The following is a 20,981-nucleotide window of genomic DNA, read 5'->3' on the forward strand; positions in this document are numbered from 1 at the left end:
ACCCGGGCGAGCCGCGACGCGCGTGTCGGTGCCGATCGATAGGCTGACCGCGATCCCACCGCGATGCCGGGCCCGACCGCCCGCGATCGCCGATGCCCGGCGGCGCACCCGAGCGCCGCGCCGGCCTGCGGATCGAACCCGAATCGACCCGAACACCGAAAGGCCACCACGTGAACTCCACCTCGCGCCGCGCGCTCACCCGCATCGCCGTCGCCGTCACCGCGATCGCCGTCGCCGTCCCGCTCACGGGCTGCAGCATCGTCCGAGACGTGCTCGGCGCGCCCGCGCCCCAGCCCGAGCGCGACGAGACCACGCAGGAGATCGTCGCGGAGGGCGACGCCGACGTCTTCGCCATCCGCGTCGGCGACTGCATGAACGAGGCGGGCTCCGAGACCGTGAGCGAGGTGCCGGTGGTGCCCTGCGACACGGCGCACGACGAAGAGGTCTACTACGACTTCACGCTCACCGGTACCGACTACCCCGGTGACGAGGCGGTGCAGACCCAGGCCGACGAGGGCTGCTACGCCCAGTTCGAGACGTTCGTGGGCCTCGCCTACGAGTCGTCCACGCTCGAGTTCTACGCCTACCGCCCCACCGAGGAGGGCTGGACCCAGCTCGACGACCGCACCGTGTCGTGCATGATCTACGACCCGGCGGGTCAGACGACGGGCACGCTCGCGAGCGCAGCGCGCTGATCGAATCGAGGATGCCGCGTGGCCGATCGCCGATCGACCACGCGGCATCCTCGTCTCGTCGAGGCCCCGATCAGCTGCGGCGCGGCCGCGACGCACGGCGGCTCAGGGCGACGCCGATGAGGCAGAGTGCTCCGCCCACCATGCCGAGCACGGTCGGCAGCTCGCCGAGCAGCATCCAGCTGAGCAGCACGACGATCGCCGGCACCGCGAGGGTCGCCGACGCGGTCACTCCGGCCGGGCTGCGCTTCAGCACGTACGCCCAGAGCAGGAACGCGACCGCCGTCGGGAAGATGCCGAGGTAGACCATCGCCCAGACCGCCGGTGCCGGCGCCGCACCCACCTCCACGATCGTCTGCGGCAGGAACGGCAGCAGCACGGCCGCCCCGATCGCGCACCCCACCCAGGTCGCGCTGAGCGCGTCGGCTTCACGCAGCGCCACCTTCTGCACGAGCACGCCGAGCGCGTACAGCACGGCCGCGAGCACGCCGAGCACGATCCCGAGCGCGTCGGCATGCGCGCCCACCCCGCCGGTCGCGATGATGACGACGCCCGCGAAGGCGACGAGGAGGCCGACGACGAGCGACCGCGGGAACCCTTCCTTGAGGAACACGCCTGCCGCGACGGCGACGAGGAGCGGCGCGATGTTCACGAGCATCGCGGCGGTGCCCGCGTCGAGATGGCGCTCGGCGAGGTTCAGCACGAGCGTGTAGCCCGCGAACCAGAGCACGCCGTAGACGGCGACGAGCGCGAGCGTGCGGCCTCGCGGCAGCGGGGGCCGACGGATGAGCGCGACTGCCACGAGCGCCGCAGCGCCGACGAGCTGGCGACCGAGTGCGAGCGGACCGGGCGAGATCGCGTCGCCGACGAAGCGGATCGCGATGAACGCCGATGCCCAGAGCACCAGGACCACGATCATCGCGGTGAGCACCTTCCAGCGCACGGTGGTCGCGGTCGCCCCGGCGGCGGGGAGCTCGGGTGAGGGGTGGATCGGGGCGGAGCGCAGCTCGTCGGTGTCGCGGGTGGTGCGTGGCATCCCCCAAGCCTGCCGCGCGAGACTCGACAGCACAAGTGAACGATCCTTGGCATTGATTCAGCTGCACTGTACGATCGAGGCATGGTCGACCCACACCGGCTTCAGATCTTCCGTGCGGTCGTGCAGACCGGCTCGATCAACGGGGCCGCCGAGCGGCTCGGCTACACCGCGTCTGCGGTGAGCCAGCACGTCAGCGCCCTTCAGCGCGAGACCGGGCTCACCCTCGTCGAACGGCGCGGCCGCGGCATCGTGCCGACCTCGGCCGGCGTGGCCGTGGCCGACCGGGCGGCCCGCGTGCTCAACCACCTGGCCGACTTCGACGGCGCCCTCGACGACCTGCGGGCCGGGCGCAGCGGCACGCTCCGCATCAGCTCGTTCATGTCGGCCAATCGCGCCTGGCTGCCCCCGATCGTGGCCGAGCTCGGGCGCGAGTTCCCGCTGCTGCGGCTCGAGCTCAGCATGATCGAGCGACGCGGCCAGCTCGCGGGCGACGCCGACCTCGAGCTCTACGTCGCCGAGTCGGTGCGCGGCGACCGCGACCCCGCGGCCGCCGACGGCTCACCCGACGGCTACGACCTCGAAGAGCTCCGCACCGAGGGCTACGTCGTGGTCATGCCGGCCGGGCACCGACTCGCCGAGCGCGAGGCGGTCGATCTGGCCGAGCTCGCCGGCGAGCCGTGGATCGACAACGACGACAGCCACGGCACCTGCCGCGAGATCGTGGTCTCGGCCTGCGCCGGCCTCGGCTTCGCGCCGCAGTTCCGCCTGCAGGCGCCCGACTACACGAGCGCCTTCGACTACGTCGAGCGCGGCGTGGGCATCACGGTGCTCCCGCGGCTCGGGGCGATCGACCTGCCGCTCGGCGTCGTGATGCGGCCGATCGCCGACGGCGCGGTGCAGCGACGCATCATGCTTCGCGTGAAGCGCTCGATGCGCACGCACCCCGCGGTCGAGCGCGCCGTCGGTCGGCTGCGCGCGGTCGCCGCGGCCGGCTGACGGCCGCCTGACGGCCGCCCGGCACGTCGTCGCTCAGGGCTTCAGCGTCGGCAGCGGGCCGCCCCCGCGCGCATCGGCCCAGAGGTCGACGCCCGCGTCACCCGCGAAGCGGTCGATCTCGGCGAGCTCGTCGGCGTCGAAGTCGAGCCCGTCGAGCGCCGCGACGTTCTCCTCGAGCTGCGCGACGCTCGAGGCGCCGATCACGAGGCTCGTGACGCGCTCGTCGCGCAGGGCCCACGCGAGGGCGAGCTGCGCGAGCGACTGGCCTCGCCGTTCGGCGATCGCCGCGAGGCCGCGGAGGCGTTCGAGCGTCGCCTCGGAGAGCATGCCCCGATCGAGCGATCCGTCGCTCGCGGCACGCGAGCCCTCGGGGATGCCGCCGAGGTACTTGCCCGTCAGGAGCCCCTGGGCGAGCGCGGTGAAGCCGATCACCCCGAACCCGTCGTCGGCGGCGGCGTCGAGCAGCCCGTCGGTCTCGATCCAGCGGTTGAGCATCGAGTACGAGGGCTGGTGGATGGTGAGGGGCGTGCCGCGCTCGGCGAGCAGGCGTGCGAGCTCGCGCGACTGCTCGGCGCCGTACGAGGAGATGCCGACGTAGAGCGCCTTGCCCGAACGCACGATGTGATCGAGCGCAGCGGCGGTCTCGTCGAGCGGCGTGCCGGGGTCGGGTCGGTGCGAGTAGAAGATGTCGACGTACTCGAGGCCGAGCCGGGCGAGCGACTGGTCGAGGCTCGAGAGCAGGTACTTGCGGCTGGCACCCACGCCGTAGGGCCCTGGCCACATGTCCCACCCGGCCTTCGTCGAGACGACGATCTCGTCGCGGTACGGCGCGAGGTCGCTCGCGAGCAGCCGCCCGAAGTTCGACTCGGACGCGCCATAGGGCGGCCCGTAGTTGTTCGCGAGGTCGAAGTGCGTGATGCCGAGGTCGAATGCCCGTCGCACGATCGCGCGCTGCGCGTCGAGCGGCCGGTCGTCGCCGAAGTTCTGCCAGAGCCCGAGCGAGAGCAGCGGCAGCTGGAGGCCGGAGCGCCCGGTGCGGCGGTAGGGCATGCGGTCGTAGCGGGAGGCGTCGGCGAGGTACGGCATGCGCCAATGCTAACGAGACGCGACGACACCCCGTCGCGACCGGCCGCGATCGACTCGACGCCGTGGACAACCGGCGTCGCAAGATTCACCGCGCCGTCCATTCCGCGACGCGCGCGGCGGCTGGCAGTATTGGCAGCCATCGCGACGCAACCCCCGTGCGACGCGGCGATCGAGAAGGATCCGATGATGGACGAGCTCCGGCCCACTCCGTGGTACTGCCCCGACGGCGACTGCGACTACTGCGGCGGCGCCTTCACCGACTGATCGGCCGCAGCCCAGGACGTACGGCGAGACCCGGCGCGGGGCGGCAGCGAGGCACGCCGAACCGCAGCGCGCCCGCACGCGCACCAGCGCGCACGCGGCGACGATCGGCCGGCGACCGGATGACGAATCCACAACGTGCGACAACGACCTGGGTGGTGGAGATGGGGGGAATTGAACCCCCGTCCATCGCTGAGTTTCCACGCCTTCTCCGGGCGCAGCCTGTGAAAGCGTTCTGCTCGGCCCCGACCTTTGCCACAGGCACCTAGGTCGACGGGCCCAGCCTGAAGAAGTCCCGCACGTCGCTCAGGCGACGACGCGCAGCAAGTTCCCTAGATGACGCCAGCGACCGGGGCGGGAACAGACCCGGGCTGACGGACTATCGGGCTCGCTTAGGCAGCGAGGGCGAAGTCGGACTGCTTCTTATTGGCAGTTATTGTTTTGCAGAGATCGTTTACGAGATAACCCTGCATCCTCGGCCCGCTTCTCGTGGGTACGCAGACGATGTCGAAACCGATCATCCCCATGTGGCGTCGAAGAGATCGACGGGCCGTTGTCGCACGCTGTGGAGTTCTCAAGATCGGGCGGACCCGATTCACGGCGAGCATTCACCTCTCGATGACTGCCCGGCCTTACAGTCTAGAACAGGCGCGGCCGCTCCGCCATTCCCGAGCGGGCATCAGGAGGACTCCGTGGCAACCGTCATCGCCGTGCGCGGCACCGCCGAAGAACGCATCGACCCCGAGCTGGGCGCCGTGGCGCTCACGGTCGGCGTCTCCGAACCCGACCGCGACACCGCGCTCGCGCGCACGACCGAGGCCCGCGAACGGCTCATCGCCGAGATCCGCGAGCTCGAGGCCGCCGGCGCCCTCGACACCTGGTCGGCGGGCCAGCTGCGCGTCTGGTCGCACCGCCCGTGGAACAACGAGGGCAAGCAGCTGCCCCTCGTGCACCAGACGAGCGCCGAGGTCGAGATCGTCTTCACCGACCTCGAGCGGCTCGGCGAGTGGGTGAGCGGCGCCGGCGTCGGCGACACGGTCGCGGTCGGCGGCATCGACTGGCGGTTGACGGATGCCTCGCGCCGACGCGTGCAGGAGCTCGCCCAGCGGGCGGCCGTCGCCGACGCCCTCGAGAAGGCCCGCGTGTACGCCTCGGCGCTGGGGCTCGGCGCACCGGCACCGGTCGAGCTGGCGGACACCGGCCTGCTCACGGCGCACCAGGCGCCGCAGCCCCGGGGCGAGCGCATGTTCGCGATGGCGGCCTCGGCCGACATGGGCGCCGGGTCGGGCGCGGAGTTCGCGCCGGCGAAGCTCGTGATCGAGGCCTCCGTGGAGGCGCGCTTCGAGGCCGCGCCGGCCTGAGCGGCGGGGTCGGCCCGAGCGGCGGGGTCGGCCCGAGCGGCGGGGTCGGCCCGAGCGGCGGGGTCAGCCCGAGCGGCGGGGTCGGCCCGAGCGGCGGGGTCACCCGTCCGCGACTCGGCAGCTCGTGGTCAGCGCACCTCGACGAGCAGCGTCTCGAGCGCGGCGAGCTCGCCGAGCTCGAGGCCCGAGGCGAGCAGGTATTCGCGCGTCGAGCCGTGCGCCCGCTCGACCGAGTCGAGCACGCCCTCGATCGCCTCGCGCGGGCTGCCGCCCATGAGCGTGCGCAGGGCGGGGGTGTCGGGCACGCCGTAGCGGCCGATCATCTCGACCATCTCCTCGAGCCATTCACCCGCGAGGTTCGCCTCGGTGCGCGCGTAGTCGTCGATGACCGACTCGCGGTCGGCGCCGACGGCCATGAGCGCGAGTGCGACGACGACGCCCGTGCGGTCTTTGCCCGCGGTGCAGTGCACGATCACGGCACGATCGCCCGCGTTCGCGATCTCGCGGAGCGCGGAGACGACGACGCTCGCGTGCTGCGTGACGATGCGCTCGTACAGCGCCTCGAGCGAGATGCCGCCCGCCCCCTGCGACGCACCCGAGCCCTCGAAGACCGGCAGCCGCAGCACCTCGACCTCGAGCCCGTCGAGGTCGTCGGGCATCATCTTCGCCTCGTTCTCGTCGCGCAGGTCGATCACGATGCCGATGCCGAGCTCGCGCAGCTCGGACTTGCCGGCCTCGCCGAGGCGGTACAGGCCGTCGGAGCGGTAGAGCACGCCGTCGCGCACCACTCCCCCGCGGGCCGGCAGCCCGCCGACATCGCGGAAGTTGAAGGTACCGGGCACGGGAATGCGGATCGAGCGGTTCATCGAGCCCGAGCCTACCTCGCACCACCGTCACCGAGGCTGTGCAGCCCCTGAGCGGACGCTACTCGCCGAGGTTCTTGCGGCTCGACATCGCCCGGTCGGCCTCGCGCTTGTCCTGGCGCTCGCGCAGCGCCTGGCGCTTGTCGTACTCGCGCTTGCCCTTCGCGATCGCGAGCTCGACCTTGGCGCGGCCGTCCTTGAAGTACAGCGACAGCGGGACGAGCGTGTAGCCGCCCTCCTTCGTCTTGTGGCTGATCTTCACGATCTCCTGCTTGTGCAGCAGCAGCTTGCGCTTGCGGCGCGGGGCGTGGTTGTTCCAGGTGCCCTCGGTGTACTCGGGGATGTGCACCGCATCGAGCCAGAGCTCTCCGCCGTCGATGAACGCGTAGCCGTCGACGAGCGAGGCCCGGCCCTGCCTGAGCGACTTCACCTCGGTGCCAGAGAGCACGATGCCGGCCTCGTAGGTGTCCTCGATCGTGTAGTCGTGGCGCGCCTTGCGGTTGGTCGCCACCACCTTCTGACCGCTTTCCCTGGGCACGGCTGGCTCCTTCGATTCGAATCACGGATGCCCCGGGGCATCCGAGGCAGCCGTTCAGTCTAGCCCGTTTCGTCAGACCTTCAGGTAGCGCGTGATCGCGATGCCCGCCGAGGCGGCCGCGAGCAGCACGCCCACGAGCACGAGCAGCGGCACCACGAGCAGCGCGTCGCTCAGGCTCACGAAGGTGAACGAGAGGTTCTGGGCGAGGTAGCCCTGCACGAACACCTGCACGATCGCGACGACCGCGCCGCCCGCGAGGAGCGAGCCGATGAGTCCGGCGAACACGCCCTCGAGCACGAACGGCGTCTGGATGAACCGGTTCGAGGCCCCGACGAGCCGCATGATGCCGAGCTCGCGGCGTCGCGAGAACGCCGAGAGCCGGATCGTCGTCGCGATGAGCAGGGCTGCGGCGACGAGCATGACGACGGCGATCGCGATCGCGGTGTAGCTCGCGGTGTTGAGCGCGTCGAAGATCGGGTCGAGGTAGCGGCGCTGGTCGACGACCTGTTCGACGCCCTCCTTGCCCGCGAGGCTCTCGACGATGACGTCGGACTGCGACGGGTCGACGAGGTTCACCCAGAACGTCTCGGGCAGCACCTCGGGCGTCACGTAGTCGGCCGACGGGGTGCCCTCGAACTGCTTCTGGAAGTTCTCGTAGGCCTGCTGGTGGTCCTCGAAGTAGTACTCGTCGATGAACGGCGAGAGCGTGTCGCTCGTGAGCTGGGCCTCGACGGCGGCCTTCTGCTCTTCACTGGCCTCGCCGTCGACGCAGGTCGCGGCGGTCGACAGGTCGGTGCAGAGGAACACGGCGACCTGGGCGCGGTCGTACCAGAAGCCCTTCATCTGCGCGATCTGCAGCTGCAGCAGCGCCGCGGTGCCGACGAAGGTGAGCGAGATGAAGGTGACGAGCACGACCGACACCACCATCGAGGCGTTGCGACGCAGGCCGTTGGCCGCCTCGCCGAGCACGAGACCGAGCCTCATTTCGTCGGCCCCACTTCCTGGTCGTCGTCGCCTTCCCGGGGGCCCCCCGGGGCCCTGAGCCCGAGGCGTTCGGCAAGCGTGAGATGTTCGGATGCCGCGGCCTTGCCGCCGCCCTTCGGCGCGAGCTTCTCGGGGTCGACCACGATCGCCCCGGTCGCCGCCTTCGTGATCTCGGCGGCGGCCTCGGTGACCTCGTCGGTCGCCTCGGGCTCGACGTAGAGCGGTTCGGCGTCGCGCATGATCTCGGGCGTCACCTTCGGGGCCGCGTGGCCCGTCGCGCTCATCGTGCCGGCGGCCGTCGCGGCGGCGGCTGCGGGCACGTCGCGGCCCGGGGCATCCGCCTCGTCGACCTCGGCGGCCGCTTCGGCGCCCTCGCCCGCCTCGGGCACGTAGTCGACGTCTCGGACCGTCTGGCCGTCGTAGCCGGCGCTGCGCTCGTCGCGCACGATGTCGCCCGCGGAGAGCTCGATCACGCGGCGGCGCATCTGGTCGACGATGCCGGCCTCGTGGGTCGCCATGACGACGGTCGTGCCGCCCGCGTTGATGCGCTCGAGCAGGGTCATGATGCCCGCGCTCGTGACGGGGTCGAGGTTGCCGGTCGGCTCGTCGGCGAGCAGGATCTGCGGCTTGTTGACGATGGCGCGCGCGATCGCGACGCGCTGCTGCTCACCACCCGAGAGCTCGTGGGGCATGCGCTTGGCCTTGCCGTCGAGCCCGACGAGCTTCAGCGTCTCGGGCACCGCCGACTGGATGAAGCCGCGCGACTTGCCGATGACCCGCAGGGTGAACGCGACGTTCTCGAAGACCGACTTGTTCGGCAGCAGGCGGAAGTCCTGGAAGACGACGCCGAGGTCGCGCCGGAAGTAGGGCACCTTGCGCGTCGAGATCTTGCCCAGGTCCTGCCCGAGCACGTGGATCTGCCCCTTGGTCGGCTTCTCCTCCTTGAGGATCAGCCGGAGGAAGCTCGACTTGCCCGAACCCGATGCGCCCACGAGGAAGACGAACTCGCCGCGCAGGATCTCGACCCCGATGTCGTTCAGGGCGGGCCTGGATTGGCCGGAGTAGGACTTGGTGACGGAGTCGAAGCGGATCATCGTGTTCGAGCCTAGGCAGGGCGAACGCAAAAGTGGGCAGCGACACCGGAATTCGGTGTCGCCGCCCACTCGATCGGGACGACCGGCCCGCTCAGAGCCCGAGGAAGCCGACCACGAGGTAGCCGATGAGGCTCAGCGCGGCCGCGATGCCCGCGTACGGCAGGATCGCGCTCATCAGGTTGAGCGGCTTGATGCCGATCGAGCGCGACGCGAGGATGATGCCGTCGCCGTAGAGGCACGTCGTCGATCCGAGCGCGGCGCCCGAGAACACGGCCGCGCCCGCGATGATCGGGTTCACGTCCATCGCGAGGGCGAGCGGGATCACGATGGGCGTGATGACGGCCGCGAGGTCCCAGAACGAGCCCGTCGCGTAGGCGTAGACGCCGCAGACGAGGAACACCATGGCGGGCAGCAGCGCGCCGATCATGACCGGCTCGGTCGAGGCGATGACGAAGTCGGCGAGCTTCAGGTCGATGTTCATGTGCTGCACCATGAAGGCGAGCGCGGTGAGCACGATGACGAAGAGCATGCTGCCGACGCCGTCGAACGCGGCCTCGAAGACGGCCTTCACCTTGAGCCGGCGCTGCGCCGTGTACATGACGATCGCGACGAGCAGCGCCGCGACGGTGCCCTTCAGCACGTCGACCTCGGTGAGGATCGTGACCGCGATCATGACGGTGATCGGCACCAGGAAGTTCCACGGGCGGGGCTTCGCGAGCTCGGGTGCGCGGGTCGCGACGGCGGTCGCGCCCGTCGCCGGGCCGGCCGCAGGTGCGTCGGCGGGTGCGGCGGCGACCGCGCGCTCGGCGCCGTCGCCCGACACGGCGAACTCGCCGACCTCGGCGTCGAGGGGCAGTGCGCCCTCGGCAGCGCGCTCGTCGGCGGTGGTGCCGACCGGGAACACGTCGCCGGTCGCCTCGGCCCGCGCGATGTCCTTCTTCAGCACGCCGAGCTTCGGGAACACGCCGAACGCGACGAGCGCCGCGATCGCGAGTGCGATCCAGCCGAAGAAGATGTACGGGATCGACTCGAGGTACGCGCCGAAGCCCGAGCCGTTCGACGTCACGCCCTGCGCCTCGAGGAGGCCGGCGAAGAACAGCGCCCACGTCGAGAACGGCACGATGACGGCGATCGGCGCGGCGGTCAGCTTCATGATCGTGCCGAGCTCGGTGCGCGGCACCGTGTAGCGGTCGGTCACGGCCTTCATCGAGGTGCCGACGGTGAGCACGTTGAGGTAGTCGTCGACGAAGAGCACGATCGCGAGCAGGAAGCTCAGCACGGTCGACTTGCGCCGCGAGTTCACGAAGCGCTCGGCCCAGGCGGCGAACTCGCGCACGGCGCCCGAACGCTCGAAGAGCGTGATCAGGATGCCGAAGAGCACGACCACGAGCATGAGCCACTGCAGCGTCTCGTCGGCCATGGAGGCGCCGAAGTAGCCGATCCAGGAGTCGAAGAAGCCCCAGCCGCCGAGCAGCACGGCACCGACGAGGGTGCCGCAGAGCATGGCGAAGAGCGTGCGTCGGGTGAGCACCGCGACGACGAGGATGGTGACGACGGGGAGGAGCGCGAGCGCGCCGACGTCTTGCATGGTTGCCTCGGATTCGAAGGGGGTCAGGCGGCGGAGGCCGCGGTCAGGGGTCGCCCGTCGACGATCGTCGTCAGGACGGGCAGGTCGAGCAGTTCGTCCGCGCCCACCTCGAGCGGGCTGTCGGCCCACACGACGAGGTCGGCGCGGTACCCCGGCGCGATGACGCCGAGGTCGCGGTCGCCCTGGGCGAGGGCCGCCCACACGGTGTAGCCCTGTAGGGCCTCGTACGGCGTGAGCACCTGGTCGGGCTCGAACACCGGGGCGTCGGGGTTGCCGGGTTCGCGGCGGAGCCTGGCCCAGGCGAGGCCGATGCGCGCATCGGCCTGGGCCACGGGCCAGTCGGAGCCGAGCGCGACGGGCGCGCCGGCGTCGATCATGTCGCGCACGCGCCAGCCGAGCGCGGCGCGCTCGGGGCCGAGGCGCTCGGCCCAGAAGTCGGAGGCGTCGGCCTTGCGCCACTGCATGTGCAGGGGCTGCACCGAGGCGGTGATGCCGGTCTGGGCGAGCCTGGCGAGGTCGCGGTCGGCGAGCAGCTCGAGGTGCTCGATGCGGTGCGGGGTGCCGTTCGCCGTGTGCACGCCGGCCTTGAGGTAGGCGTCGATGGTCGTGCCGATGGCGCGGTCGCCGATGGCGTGCGTCGCGATCTGGAAGCCGGCCTCGCTGTAGCGGCCGACGACGCGCTCGAACTCCTCGGGGTCGGCCCAGAACGAGTGCAGGCCCTCGCCGTGCGTGTCGGGCTCATAGAGCCAGCCGGTGCCGGTGTCGATGACGCCGTCGTTGAAGAGCTTCACGAGCCCGCCGCGCCAGCGCTTGCCACGGCGGTCGCGCTGGGCGAGGTAGCGCTGCGTGCGCTCCTCGTCGTAGCCGGGGTTGTGGGCGATCGCCGAGACGATGCGCAGCGGCAGCAGCGACGGGGCGTCGGGGTCGTCGGATGCCCCGCCGTCGAGCTCGTCGAGGAGGTCGAGCGTGCCGGGGTTGCCGTCCATGATGCAGCCGCCGGTGATGCCCGAGGCGCCGAGCCCGCCGAGGATCTCGCGCACGCGCTCGAGCGTCTCGTCGCGGGTGTACTCAGGCGCGCTGCGCAGCACGATGTCGAAGGCCGAGTCCTCGCGGAGCGCGCCCGTCGGGCGGCCGTCGTCGTCGACGACGATCTCGGAGGTGTCGCCGAAGCTGCGGGCACCCGTGATGCCGGCGCGGCGCAGGGCCTCGGTGTTCGCGAGCGCCGTGTGCCCGTCGAAGAACATCAGGAACGCGGGCGCACCCTCGGTCGCCTCGTCGATCGCCGCAGCGGTCATCGGCAGCGAGGTGAACACGTCGTAGTCGATGTTCCAGCCGCGCACCCAGCCGCCGGCCGCGCCGCCTCGCGCGCGCTCCGTCTCGTCGCGGAGGATCGCGAGGAAGCGCTCGGGGTCGCGCACTCCCCCGAAGTCGACGCCGACGGCGAGCTCGACGCCCTGGATGGGGTGCAGGTGCGCGTCGATGAGCCCCGGGGTGACGGATGCCCCGTGCAGGTCCTCGACCACGGTGCGCGGGCCGCGGAACTCGGCGAGGGTCGCGGCGTCGCCGACGGCGAGGACCCGGCCGGCGCGGATGGCGATGGCCTCCGCGACGGGCTGGCGCGGGTTCATCGTGATCACCCGGCCGCCCACGAGAATGGTGTCGGCGAAGCTGCGCTGCATGTTGCTCGTTTCCGCGCCGTCGCCCTCGTTGGCCGGCTGCGCAATTTAACGTGATTAAATTCGGGCACACGTTACTCCGCGCACGCCGCGCCGCCAAATCGACCGATGAACCCCGACCCCGACCCATCCCCACCACCGAAGGAGCCAGGTGAGCCCGACCCCCGCGAAGCGCACCGCCGGCCGCCCCCGCACCCCCGTGCTGAGCGCCGAGCAGATCGTCGACGCCGCATTCGCCCTCGCGAAGAGCGCGGGCCCCGACGGCTTCACCATGGCGGCCCTCGCCCGCTCGCTCTCGGTGCACCCGCCGGCGCTCTACCACTACTTCCGCGGCAAGGCCGATGTCGTGCGCGCGATGCGCGGGCGGGTCGCCGAGATGCTCGACGTCACCGGCTTCGACGACCCGGCGACCCGGCTCGACGACGCCGTGCTGCGCTGGGCGCACTCGTACCGCGCCGCCTTCGCCGCGCACCCCGCGGGCATCGCCCTGCTCGCGACGACCGCGATCGACGGGCAGGAGCGCTCGGTGCTGAACTACGAGTCGATCACCCGCCGGTTCCTGGCCGAGGGGTGGCCGTCGAGCGGCGTCGTCGACGCGATCGTCGCCCTCGAGTCGTTCATCATCGGCTCGGCGCTCGACGCCCTCGCCCCCGCCGACATCATGTCGCCCGGCGCCGCGGCCGAGCACGCCCCCGCCTTCGCCCGCGCCGAGGCGCGCCGCAGCGTCCTGGCGGCGGCGCGTGGCATCCGCGTGACCGACCGCTCGTTCGAGCGCGGGCTGCTCGCGATGCTCGCCGGGCTGCCGGCCACGCTCGCCGCGGCCGATCAGGCCGAGCGGGCCTGAGCGGGCGCGGTGCGCGCCCGCGACCGGGTCAGTCTTCCTTGCGCTTGCGCCACTTGATGCCGGCGGCGATGAGCCCGTCGAGGTCGCCGTCGAAGACGATCGCCGGGTTGCCGACCTCGTAGCCGGTGCGCAGGTCCTTCACGAGCTGCTGGCCGTAGAGGAAGTACGAGCGCATCTGGTCGCCCCAGCTCGCGGTGATGGTGCCGGCGAGCTCCTTCTTCTGGGCCGCCTCCTCCTCGCGCTTCTGCAGCAGGAGTCGGGTCTGGAGCACGCGCATGGCCGCGGCGCGGTTCTGGATCTGCGACTTCTCGTTCTGCATCGAGACGACGAGGCCGGTCGGGATGTGCGTGATGCGCACGGCGGAGTCGGTCGTGTTGACCGACTGGCCGCCCGGGCCCGAGGAGCGGAAGACGTCGACCCGGATGTCGTTCTCGGGGATCTCGACCTCCTTCGCCTCCTCCATGATCGGGATGACCTCGACCGCGGCGAAGCTCGTCTGCCGCTTGTCGGCGCCGCCGAAGGGGCTGATGCGCGCGAGGCGGTGCGTGCCGGCCTCGACCGAGAGCGTGCCGTAGATGTAGGGCGCGTCGATCTCGAAGGTCGCCGACTTGATGCCGGCGCCCTCGGCGTAGGAGGTGTCGAGCACCTTCACGGGGTAGTTGTGGCGCTCGGCCCAGCGCAGGTACATGCGCATGAGCATCTCGGCGAAGTCGGTGGCGTCGTCGCCGCCCGCGCCCGAGCGGATCGTGACGACCGCGCCGCGATCGTCGTACTCGCCGTCGAGCAGGGTCTGCACCTCGAGGTCGCCGACCGTCTTCTGCAGGGCGGCGAGCTCGGCGCGGGCCTCGTTCGCGCTGTCCTCGTCGTCCATCTCGAGCGCGAGCTCGACGAGCACGTCGAGGTCGTCGAGGCGCTGCTCGACGTCGGTGATCTTCTTGAGCTCGGCCTGGCGGTGGCTCAGCGCGCTCGTCACCTTCTGCGCGTTGGCGGTGTCGTCCCACAGGTCGGGGGCGCCGGCCTCGTCGGAGAGGCGGGCGATGTCGGCCTCGAGGGCCTCGACGTCGACGACGGCGCGGATGTCGTTGAAGGTGGCGCGGAGCGCGGAGATCTCGGGCGCAAGGTCAAGTTCGAGCATGGCGCCCTCCAGCCTAGTCGCGCGCGGGGCGGCCGGGTGTAGCGTCGAGGTGATGACCACCGCCACGCCCTCGTTCTCGTGGCGCGGCATCATCCTCCCGGCCTACCTGCCGACGCTGCTCTTCTCGCTCGGCGAGGGCGCGATCATCCCCGTCATCCCCGTGGTGGCGACCGAGCGCGGCGCCTCGCTCGCCCTCGCGGGCCTCATCGCGGCGATGCTCATGGTCGGCGAGCTCGCGGGCGACCTGCCCGCCGGATGGCTCGTGGCCCGCATCGGCGAGCGCAACGCGATGATCGGAGCGGCCCTGCTCGCCGTCATCGGGGTGCTCGTCGCGCTCGCCTCCCCCACGACGTGGGCGCTCGGCATCGGCGTGTTCCTACTGGGGCTCGCGACGGCGGTGTTCGGACTCGCCCGGCACGCCTTCCTCACGAGCTACGTGCCCGAGCGCGTGCGCGCCCGCGCCCTGTCGACGCTGGCGGGAGTGTTCCGCGCGGGCTGGGCGATCGGCCCCTTCGTCGCGGCGGCGATCATCGCCCTCGCCGGCTCGTCGGAGCCCGTGTTCTGGGTGCTCGTCGCGAGCTGCTTCGCGGTCGTCGTCGTGCTCGTGCTGCTGCCCGACCCCGAGCGGGTGTTCGGAGCGGTGCGGCTCGCGCGCGAGGCATCCGCCGCGCCCGTCCCGCCGGTCGGCGACAGCGAGGTCGCCTCGGGCGAGCCGCAGGGCGGGGCGGATGCCTCGTCGCACGGCGTGTTCCGTGCGATCGTCGTGCACCGGGCGGTGCTCGCGCGCATCGGCACCGGGGTGGGGCTGCTCGCGGCGATCCGGGCGAGCCGCACGATCATCCTGCCGCTGTGGGCGGTGTCGATCGGCGTGCCGCCCGAGCAGGCCGCACTCGTGATCGGCATCTCGGCGGCGATCGACTTCGCCCTGTTCTACGTGAGCGGCCAGGTGATGGACCGCTTCGGGCGGCTGTGGAGCGCCATTCCCGGCATCGTGGGACTCGCGGTCGGGCACCTCGTGCTCGCCGTCACGCACGACGTGCCCGCCGCGGTGGCGTGGTTCACGGGCGTCGCGGTGCTCTTCGGCGTCGCGAACGGGCTGTCGAGCGGAGTGATCCTGACGCTCGGCGCCGACCTCGCACCGAAGGCGAATCCCGCGCCGTTCCTCGGGGCGTACCGCACGATCGGCGACGCGGGGCAGGCGATCGCGCCGCTCGTCGTCGCGGGGGTGACCTCGCTCGTGTCGATCATGGCCGCGGCCGCGACGATGGGCGTCGTCGGCCTGATCGGCGCCGCGGCGCTGCTGCGCTGGGTGCCCCGGTACGTGCCGCGCCGGCGGCGGTGACGTCGCTGACGCGCTCACGCGATGACGCTGCAGGCGATGCTGAGCCGGGCGCCTCGCCGTTGCCGGGTCAGCCGGCTTCGGCGTCCGTTTCCGCGTCCTCTTCGGCCTGCAGCGTCGCGAGCACGCTGAGCAGCAGGAATCCGAGCCCGCCGACGGCGATGAGGCCGACGAGCCAGTTCGCGGCACCCGCGACCGGCCCGAGCCCATGCAGCTGCACCCCGATCACGCTGAGCGCGATCCCGATGAGCGCGCCGGCGACGATGGTGAAGGTGACCACCCTGAACCAGCGTCGGCGCCGGATGCTCAGGTGGATCGATCGCTGCTCGAGCACGACCGTGATGAGCACGAGCGGGTACACCGCACTGAGCACCGCGCACGTGGCTTCGGTCATGTGCGCGAGCCTAGCGCCGGCGATCGCCTCAAGGGGCGTTCGCCGGCGCCCGGCTGCGATCAGCGGCCGTTGACCTTCTCGATCTGCATGACGAGGATGACCCGGTCGGGGTGGTCGGCCGGAACGGCGGTGTCGGCGTCGCCGTAGCGCTGGCCGAGGTGCACGTAGAAGGCGCCCTCGGGGTCGGGCACGACCTCGGCGAGGCGGCCGCGCACCTCGACGTACTTGTGCGCGTTCTCGGGGTCGGTCATCGCGAGCGTCATCGCCGGGTTCTGCTGCAGGTTGCGGAACTTGCCGCGCTTCGTCGTGTGCGTGAAGCGGATGGTCTGCGTGTCGGCGTCGAACTCGAACCACATGGGGTTCACCTGCACCTCGCCGTTCGGTCGCGTGGTGCCGAGGAAGGCGAACACGGGCGCGTGGAGGATACGGGTGAAGTGGTCGTTGATCTCGATCGTCATGCTTCAAGTCAAGCAGCCGCGGACGACGGGCATTCCCGGCGCGGCCTCTTCGCGTGCGTCACGCTGCCCGCCGGCCGGTGTCAGTGGAACACCGAGCGCGCCGTCGCGGTGACCTCGATCGGCACCTCGACGGGAATGAACTCGGTGTCGATCGGCGCGTTCCAGACGGCACGGAGGGTGACCGTCGCCGTCCGGCCGTCGGGCGATTCGGCGGCGACGAGCTCGAGCCCGCTGAGCTCGTGGACGGCGTCGTCGAGGTAGGCGTTCGCCGCGCGCAGGGCTTCAGCGTCGTCGAGGTCGAGGGTGAACTCGCCGTCGTCGATGCGCACCTCGTCGAGCGCCCACGCCTCGGCCGCGGCGAGCGCGGCCCCGTCGGCGAGGGTGAAGAGGCGCTTGCGGTCGAGGTACAGCGAGGTCGCCGAGGCGACGACGAGGATGAGGGCGAGCCCGAGCGCACAGAAGAAGATCGTGAGCAGCATGGTCGAGCCCGACTCGTCACCACGGACGTCGCTCCGGGCTCGCTCCCTGATCTCCCCCGTCACGGTTCCACCGCCGCGAAGCGCGAGACCGTCTGCGTGGCGCTCGCCTCGAGCGGCACACTGCCGACGCGGTCGAGCGAGAGCACGTCGGGCACGAGCGGCAGCGCGACGCTCGCCTGCACCGACACGCGGATGCGGCTGCCCGGGGCATCGCAGTCGGCGGACTGGCAGTCGACGGTGACGGATGCCCCGTCCGCATCCACCCCGTAATCGGCGAGCGCCACCTGCACCGCCCGCTCGACGGCGGCTTCGGCCGATTCCCTGTCGCCGGCCTGCACCGCGACGCGCGCCGCCTGTCGTGCCGCACCCTCGACGGCGAGCGCACCGCCCTGGATCGACGCGAGCGCGAGCACGAGGTAGACGAGCGGCACGAGCAGCAGCATCCCGACGGTGAGGAACTCGAGCGATGCGGAACCGCGCTCATCGTCTCTCCACGGGTCGCGTCGACTCGGGAGACGCTCACTCGAGGTGCTCGACGGCGGCACGGCCTGTCACCTCCATCCCGTGTTCGACGCCGAGCAGTCCGACGACCGGCATGGTGGCCCGCACCGTCACGGCGACGATCGGCACCCCGTCGAGGCGCGAGCGAACGGCCGAGACGTCCTGGGCGTAGTCCGCGGAGATCGCGGCGGTGATCAGTTCGCGCGTGCGCTGCACTCCGTCGGCCTCGTCGGCGCCGGCGAGCGCGGCGTACCTGGCGCCCTCGGCGGCGGCATCGAGCACGGTGTTGCGCACGTGCAGTGCGAGCGCCAGCTGCACGACCGCGAGCGCGAGCACGGTGAGCAGCACTCCGACGAGCGTGAACTCGGCGACGGCAGAGCCTCGTTCGTCGGCCAGGAGCCGACGCACGGCGGCGGCGGCCGCCCGACGAGTCAGGCGCCGAGCACCCGTTCGATCGCCTGATTGAACACGTCGCTCAGGGCGGGTCCCGCGAGACCCCAGATGAGGATCACGAGCCCGGCAGTCATGAGGGTGATGAGCACCCAGCCCGGAACGTCGCCGCGTTCCTCGCGGAGGCGCCGTCGGATGGCGGTGAGTCGCAGTCGCATCGGGGTTCCTTTCGTGATCGGGCATCAGAAGCCCGTCTGCAGTACGAGATAGCCGGGGAACAGCGCGAACGCGATCGTCACCGGGAGGATGAGGAAGATGAGAGGAACGAGCATCGCGATCTCCTTGCGACCCGCGAGCTCGATCAGGGTGCGCTTCGCGGCCTCGCGTGCATCGCCGGCCTGCGATCGGAGCACGGCGGCGAGCGGAGCGCCGCGCTCGAGTGCCCCGAGCACCTGGTCGAGCGCCCGCGAGAGTCCCGGGTGGTCGACACCGTCTCGGAGCTCCGTCAGGGCCGAGGCGAGCGGCACCCCGGTGCCGACGTTCGCGACCACGGCGGCCAACTCGCGCGGGAGCTCGCCATTGCCCGCCGTACCGACCCGGCGAAGCGCGTCGAGCATGCCCTCGCCGGCCGTGAGGCTCAGCGTGAGGAACTCGAGCACCGTCGGGAGCTCCGAAGAGATGCGCGCGAGTCGGCACCGAGCGCTGCGCTGCAGCGACCAGTCCCTGGCGACCGCGCCGAGCGCTGCTCCGATGAATGGCGCGGCGAGCCGCACGACCGTCGGCATGCCGTCGGTTCCCGGCGCGACGAGCGCCAGCCCCGCGCCGAACGCGAAGCCGACTGCAGCCCACGCCAACTGCTCACCCCTGAACCGCTCGACCGTCTTCGACGACCCTGCCTGTCTGAGCCGCTTCGCGATGATCTCGTTGCCGCCGAGCCACGTCGAGATCAGTCCGCGCAACCACTGCAGCGCGGGTGACACGACGACGCCGAGCACGGGGCTCGGGTCGGCGGGACGCTTCGCGAGCAGCGCCCTGGCCTCGGGCGAGAGGTCGGCGATGTACGGGGCGACGCGTTCGGCGAGACGGGGACGCCCGATGCGCGGCACGGCGGAGACCATCAGCCAGAGACCGAGTCCGGCCACGATGCCGAGTGCGAGGCTCATGGCGGTCGCGTTCAGGTGAACCATCGGCGCTCCTCGGGGAGTCGACCGAGCGCGATCATGCTGCGGTAGGCGATCAGTGTGACGCCGAGCCCGACGAGGATCAGCACGGTGCCGGCAGCTGAATCGTAGGCGGCGATCGCCTCGTGCCGCGACGCGAGCACGAGGAGCAGCAACCACGGCGCCGCAACGCCGAGCCGGGCGGCATTTCGGATCCATGATTGCCGGGCGACGACCTCGGCACGCAGCGCCGCGTCTTCTCGCAGGTAGCCCGCAAGACCGCGCAGCACTGCCGTCACGTCGCTGCCGCCGACCTCGCGCGCCATTCGCAGCGTCTCGATGATCCGGTCGGCGACCGGGTCGGCCAGCTCGGCCTTCAGGCTGTCGAGGCAGGCCGAGAAGTTGCCGGTGCGCCGGAACTCGCGGGCGAACGACGAGAACGCGGTTCGCGTCGGTGCCGGACCGAGTTCGGCGAGCGCTCCGACGCTCTCGGGAAGCGACATCCCGGCGCGGACCGAGGCCACCAGGTGATCGACGACATCGGGCCAGACGGCCCGATTGGCCGCGCGCCGACGCGTGGCGCGTCCGCGCACGACGAACGGCACCAGGAGCGCGCCGAGCGCCGCCCCGGTGACCGTGAGGAAGGGGATGCCGAAGACGGCGTGCGCGATCGCCCCGCTCACCGCCGCGAGCACCACGCAGACCACGACGACCACCACGACCGGCACGCCGCCGAGCCCCGCGAGCGCGAGTTCGCCGCGCAGCTGCTCGAGCGCACGGGTGGCCGGCCGTCGCTCGTCGCGTCGCGGCCAGAGCAGCGGGGCGACGACGAGCAACAGGCCGAGCCCGAGCGCCGCGCCCAGCACGAGGCTCATCGCGCGTCTCCGAGGACGTGATCGGGGTCGAAGCCGCGAGCACGGTACTTCTCGAGCCGTGCCGGGCGGCCCCCGGTCGCGACGAGTGCCCCGCCGCGCGTTTCGAAGATCGCCTCCGTCTCGACCTCCGCCCCGGAGCATCCGCCCGTGGGAGCGCTGATCTCGGCCACGCGGCGCAGGCCGTCACGATCGATCGTGAGATGCACGACGAGATCGATGCAGCTCGCGACGGTCGGCACGACGAACGCCGAGTCGATGTTGCGGCCCGCGAGGAGCGGCAGCGTGCACAGCTTGACCAGGGCGTCGCGCGCCGAGTTGGCATGGATGGTGCACATGCCCGGCAGCCCCGAGTTGAGTGCGATCAGGAGGTCGAGGCTCTCGGCTTCGCGCACCTCGCCGACGATCAGCCGGTCGGGACGCATGCGCAGCGCCTCCTTGATGAGGCGGCGGAGGGTGATCTCGCCGCTGCCTTCGAGATTCGGTTGCCGGCACTGCAGGGCGACGAGGTCGCGCACGTCGAGGTCGAGCTCGAAGGTCTCCTCCACGGTGACGACGCGGTCGCCGATGCGGGCGCCCGACATGAGTGCGTTGAGCATCGTCGTCTTGCCGGTGTGCGTCGCGCCCGACACCAGGATGTTGGCCCCGGCGAGCACTGACATGCGGAGGAATTCGGCCGCGTGCAGCGTGAGCGAGTCGAGCTCCACGAGCGACTGCAGCGTTCGGATCCGCCGCTGGAACTTGCGCACGTTGACCGCCCAATGGGAGCGGGCGACGTCTGGGATCGCCACGTGCAGCCGCGACCCGTCGGGCAGCGACGCGTCGACGAACGGCGAGCTGAGGTCGACCCGGCGGCCGGTGTGGGCGAGCATCCGTTCGACGAGCTCGCGCACCTCACGATCGGAGAGCACGACCGTCGTGAGCTCCGACACGCCCCCGCGGGCGACGAAGACGCGGGTGGGGCCGTTGATCCAGATCTCCTCGACCTCGTCGTCGTCGAAGAACGGCTGCAGCGGGCCGTAGCCGGTGAGCGAGGCGACGACCTCGCGGGCGGTGCCGTGCTCGTCGCCGAGCCCGGCGTGCGCCCCGCCGAGTGCGCGTTCGCTGTAGCGGCGCACCTCGTCGCGCGCATAGCGGGCGGCGAGCTCGTCGTCGCCCGCGAGGTCGACCCCGTCGCGCAGCACACGCGTGCGCACCCGCTCGGCGATGGTGCGGACGGCGTCGGACATGGCAC

General features: G+C 71.6%; 24 protein-coding genes and 1 other RNA gene. 6 read left to right on the forward strand and 19 right to left on the reverse strand.

The genetic code is table 11. The features are described from left to right. Positions 1-170 precede the first annotated feature (170 nt). Positions 171-695, forward strand: a complete 525-nt coding sequence (locus ACFVTH_RS00340) for a septum formation family protein (protein WP_387085425.1) — start codon at positions 171-173, stop codon at positions 693-695. Positions 696-765: 70 nt separating this feature from the next. Here the strand turns inward: ACFVTH_RS00340 and ACFVTH_RS00345 are convergent, their stop codons facing one another. After that, positions 766-1,728, reverse strand: coding sequence for a DMT family transporter (locus tag ACFVTH_RS00345; protein WP_387085427.1), 963 nt, complete (start codon positions 1,726-1,728; stop codon positions 766-768). A gap of 81 nt (positions 1,729-1,809) precedes the next feature. Between ACFVTH_RS00345 and ACFVTH_RS00350 the strand changes: the two genes are divergently transcribed. Then, a complete protein-coding gene (locus tag ACFVTH_RS00350; protein WP_387085430.1) occupies positions 1,810-2,724 on the forward strand; it encodes a LysR family transcriptional regulator in 915 nt (304 codons plus the stop codon). Between the two features lie 33 nt (positions 2,725-2,757). Here ACFVTH_RS00350 and mgrA read toward each other — a convergent pair whose 3' ends face one another. Beyond that, positions 2,758-3,810 (reverse strand): L-glyceraldehyde 3-phosphate reductase, encoded by a 1,053-nt coding sequence (gene mgrA, locus ACFVTH_RS00355; protein ID WP_387085433.1) that lies wholly within the window; start codon positions 3,808-3,810, stop codon positions 2,758-2,760. A gap of 129 nt (positions 3,811-3,939) precedes the next feature. On the opposite strand from mgrA, the gene ACFVTH_RS00360 reads away from it, so the two are divergent. Further along, positions 3,940-4,074, forward strand: a complete 135-nt coding sequence (locus tag ACFVTH_RS00360) for a hypothetical protein (RefSeq protein WP_386940518.1) — start codon at positions 3,940-3,942, stop codon at positions 4,072-4,074. A gap of 153 nt (positions 4,075-4,227) precedes the next feature. Here ACFVTH_RS00360 and ssrA read toward each other — a convergent pair. Beyond that, positions 4,228-4,596, reverse strand: a transfer-messenger RNA (tmRNA) gene (gene ssrA / locus ACFVTH_RS00365). A 167-nt stretch (positions 4,597-4,763) separates the two neighbouring features. On the opposite strand from ssrA, the gene ACFVTH_RS00370 reads away from it, so the two are divergent. Further along, on the forward strand, positions 4,764-5,432 hold the full coding sequence (locus tag ACFVTH_RS00370; protein ID WP_387085436.1) for an SIMPL domain-containing protein: 669 nt from the start codon (positions 4,764-4,766) through the stop codon (positions 5,430-5,432). Positions 5,433-5,560: 128 nt separating this feature from the next. Here the strand turns inward: ACFVTH_RS00370 and ACFVTH_RS00375 are convergent, their stop codons facing one another. From ACFVTH_RS00375 to ACFVTH_RS00400, 6 genes are all read right to left on the reverse strand, one after another. Further along, a complete protein-coding gene (locus tag ACFVTH_RS00375; RefSeq protein ID WP_387085439.1) occupies positions 5,561-6,298 on the reverse strand; it encodes a tyrosine-protein phosphatase in 738 nt (245 codons plus the stop codon). 58 nt (positions 6,299-6,356) lie between these two features. Then, positions 6,357-6,833, reverse strand: coding sequence for an SsrA-binding protein SmpB (smpB, locus tag ACFVTH_RS00380; RefSeq protein WP_386940513.1), 477 nt, complete (start codon positions 6,831-6,833; stop codon positions 6,357-6,359). Between the two features lie 72 nt (positions 6,834-6,905). Continuing rightward, positions 6,906-7,817, reverse strand: a complete 912-nt coding sequence (gene ftsX, locus ACFVTH_RS00385; RefSeq protein WP_386940511.1) for a permease-like cell division protein FtsX — start codon at positions 7,815-7,817, stop codon at positions 6,906-6,908. After that, positions 7,814-8,911: a cell division ATP-binding protein FtsE gene (gene ftsE, locus ACFVTH_RS00390; RefSeq protein ID WP_387085442.1), complete on the reverse strand. Its 1,098-nt coding sequence runs from the start codon at positions 8,909-8,911 to the stop codon at positions 7,814-7,816. The genes ftsX and ftsE overlap by 4 nt, the downstream gene beginning before the upstream one ends. Before the next feature lie 91 nt (positions 8,912-9,002). Continuing rightward, positions 9,003-10,499, reverse strand: a complete 1,497-nt coding sequence (locus ACFVTH_RS00395) for a Na+/H+ antiporter NhaC family protein (protein WP_387085445.1) — start codon at positions 10,497-10,499, stop codon at positions 9,003-9,005. A 23-nt stretch (positions 10,500-10,522) separates the two neighbouring features. After that, positions 10,523-12,178: an amidohydrolase gene (locus tag ACFVTH_RS00400; RefSeq protein ID WP_387085448.1), complete on the reverse strand. Its 1,656-nt coding sequence runs from the start codon at positions 12,176-12,178 to the stop codon at positions 10,523-10,525. A 148-nt stretch (positions 12,179-12,326) separates the two neighbouring features. On the opposite strand from ACFVTH_RS00400, the gene ACFVTH_RS00405 reads away from it, so the two are divergent. Beyond that, on the forward strand, positions 12,327-13,019 hold the full coding sequence (locus ACFVTH_RS00405) for a TetR/AcrR family transcriptional regulator (protein WP_387085451.1): 693 nt from the start codon (positions 12,327-12,329) through the stop codon (positions 13,017-13,019). A gap of 28 nt (positions 13,020-13,047) precedes the next feature. Here the strand turns inward: ACFVTH_RS00405 and prfB are convergent, their stop codons facing one another. After that, on the reverse strand, positions 13,048-14,154 hold the full coding sequence (gene prfB / locus ACFVTH_RS00410; protein ID WP_387085454.1) for a peptide chain release factor 2: 1,107 nt from the start codon (positions 14,152-14,154) through the stop codon (positions 13,048-13,050). A gap of 52 nt (positions 14,155-14,206) precedes the next feature. Between prfB and ACFVTH_RS00415 the strand changes: the two genes are divergently transcribed. Next, positions 14,207-15,496 carry an MFS transporter gene (locus tag ACFVTH_RS00415; RefSeq protein ID WP_387085457.1) on the forward strand — a complete coding sequence of 430 codons (1,290 nt, stop codon included), beginning with the start codon at positions 14,207-14,209 and terminating at the stop codon, positions 15,494-15,496. A gap of 67 nt (positions 15,497-15,563) precedes the next feature. On the opposite strand, the gene ACFVTH_RS00420 is transcribed toward ACFVTH_RS00415, so the two are convergent. The 9 genes from ACFVTH_RS00420 to ACFVTH_RS00460 all read right to left on the reverse strand — a co-directional run bounded on the left by ACFVTH_RS00420 (position 15,564) and on the right by ACFVTH_RS00460 (position 20,976). Then, positions 15,564-15,887 (reverse strand): hypothetical protein, encoded by a 324-nt coding sequence (locus tag ACFVTH_RS00420; protein WP_387085460.1) that lies wholly within the window; start codon positions 15,885-15,887, stop codon positions 15,564-15,566. Between the two features lie 59 nt (positions 15,888-15,946). Beyond that, positions 15,947-16,345 carry a PPOX class F420-dependent oxidoreductase gene (locus ACFVTH_RS00425; protein WP_387085463.1) on the reverse strand — a complete coding sequence of 133 codons (399 nt, stop codon included), beginning with the start codon at positions 16,343-16,345 and terminating at the stop codon, positions 15,947-15,949. Between the two features lie 80 nt (positions 16,346-16,425). After that, a complete protein-coding gene (locus ACFVTH_RS00430; protein WP_387085466.1) occupies positions 16,426-16,824 on the reverse strand; it encodes a pilus assembly protein TadG-related protein in 399 nt (132 codons plus the stop codon). Positions 16,825-16,883: 59 nt separating this feature from the next. Continuing rightward, positions 16,884-17,267 (reverse strand): hypothetical protein, encoded by a 384-nt coding sequence (locus tag ACFVTH_RS00435; protein WP_387085469.1) that lies wholly within the window; start codon positions 17,265-17,267, stop codon positions 16,884-16,886. A gap of 76 nt (positions 17,268-17,343) precedes the next feature. Further along, entirely contained in the window at positions 17,344-17,733 is a 390-nt protein-coding gene (locus tag ACFVTH_RS00440) for a TadE/TadG family type IV pilus assembly protein (RefSeq protein WP_387085472.1), read from the reverse strand. 23 nt (positions 17,734-17,756) lie between these two features. After that, positions 17,757-17,933 (reverse strand): hypothetical protein, encoded by a 177-nt coding sequence (locus ACFVTH_RS00445; protein ID WP_386940487.1) that lies wholly within the window; start codon positions 17,931-17,933, stop codon positions 17,757-17,759. Positions 17,934-17,957: 24 nt separating this feature from the next. Then, positions 17,958-18,902 (reverse strand): type II secretion system F family protein, encoded by a 945-nt coding sequence (locus ACFVTH_RS00450; RefSeq protein WP_387085475.1) that lies wholly within the window; start codon positions 18,900-18,902, stop codon positions 17,958-17,960. Next, a complete protein-coding gene (locus ACFVTH_RS00455; protein WP_387085478.1) occupies positions 18,890-19,750 on the reverse strand; it encodes a type II secretion system F family protein in 861 nt (286 codons plus the stop codon). Before ACFVTH_RS00455 ends, ACFVTH_RS00450 begins: the two co-directional genes overlap by 13 nt. Further along, a complete protein-coding gene (locus ACFVTH_RS00460) occupies positions 19,747-20,976 on the reverse strand; it encodes a CpaF family protein (protein ID WP_387085481.1) in 1,230 nt (409 codons plus the stop codon). Before ACFVTH_RS00460 ends, ACFVTH_RS00455 begins: the two co-directional genes overlap by 4 nt. Positions 20,977-20,981 lie beyond the last annotated feature (5 nt).

The sequence above is a fragment of the Agromyces sp. NPDC058104 genome, assembly GCF_042884835.1.
Taxonomy (GTDB): domain Bacteria; phylum Actinomycetota; class Actinomycetes; order Actinomycetales; family Microbacteriaceae; genus Agromyces.